1 pseudogene is annotated in these 673 nt (G+C 64.0%); it reads left to right on the top strand.

The annotated features are described in order from the left end of the window. Positions 1-205: 205 nt before the first annotated feature. Positions 206-673 (top strand): annotated as a pseudogene (locus ACFHNC_RS24730) (IS5 family transposase); the annotation flags it as partial.

Genomic DNA, 673 nt, shown 5'->3' with positions numbered 1-673 from the left:
CCGCGCCGACGAACGCTCCATCGCCGCCGTCTGGCACCGCATCGGCAGCCTCCTCGGCGCATTCTCACCCACCGAGTGTGCCAACTACCTCAGGCATGCCGGATACGCTTCAGTGTAACAAGATCAGGCTCTAGGCTCAGGACCCATTAAGCGCTTGCAGGATAGGTGCGTTTTGTGAGTCAAAGTGTCCTGGAGGTAGGGCATGGTGGACGATCTTTTCTGGCTGACAGACGCGCAGATGGAGCGACTGTCGGCCTTTTTCCCGAAGTCCCGCGGGCGCGCCCGGGTCGATGACGGGCGCGTCCTGAGCGGCATCGTCTTCGTCAACCGCAACGGGCTGCGCTGGCGAGACGCGCCTGCGGCCTATGGACCGCCCAAGACCCTCTACAACCGTTGGGTTCGCTGGAGCCCCATGGGCGTCTTCGCGCGGATGCTGATGGCGCTGGCGGAAGCGGATCAGGACGTCAGCACGATCATGATCGACGCGACCCATCTGAAGACCCATCGCACCGCCTCATCCCTGCGGGGGCAAAAAGGGGGCGCAGCCGCTTCATTGGCCGGACCAAGGGCGGCCTGAATTCAAAACTGCACGCGGTGACCGACGCGAAGGGGCGGCCAATCCGCCTGTTCCTGACTGCCGGTCAGACCTCGGACTACATCGGCGTGACCTGCC

The organism is Falsiroseomonas sp. E2-1-a4 (assembly GCF_051433165.1).
GTDB lineage: Bacteria > Pseudomonadota > Alphaproteobacteria > Acetobacterales > Acetobacteraceae > Falsiroseomonas.
The sequence above is the reverse complement of the archived record's forward strand: the minus strand, read 5'-3'. Positions and strand labels throughout refer to the sequence as shown.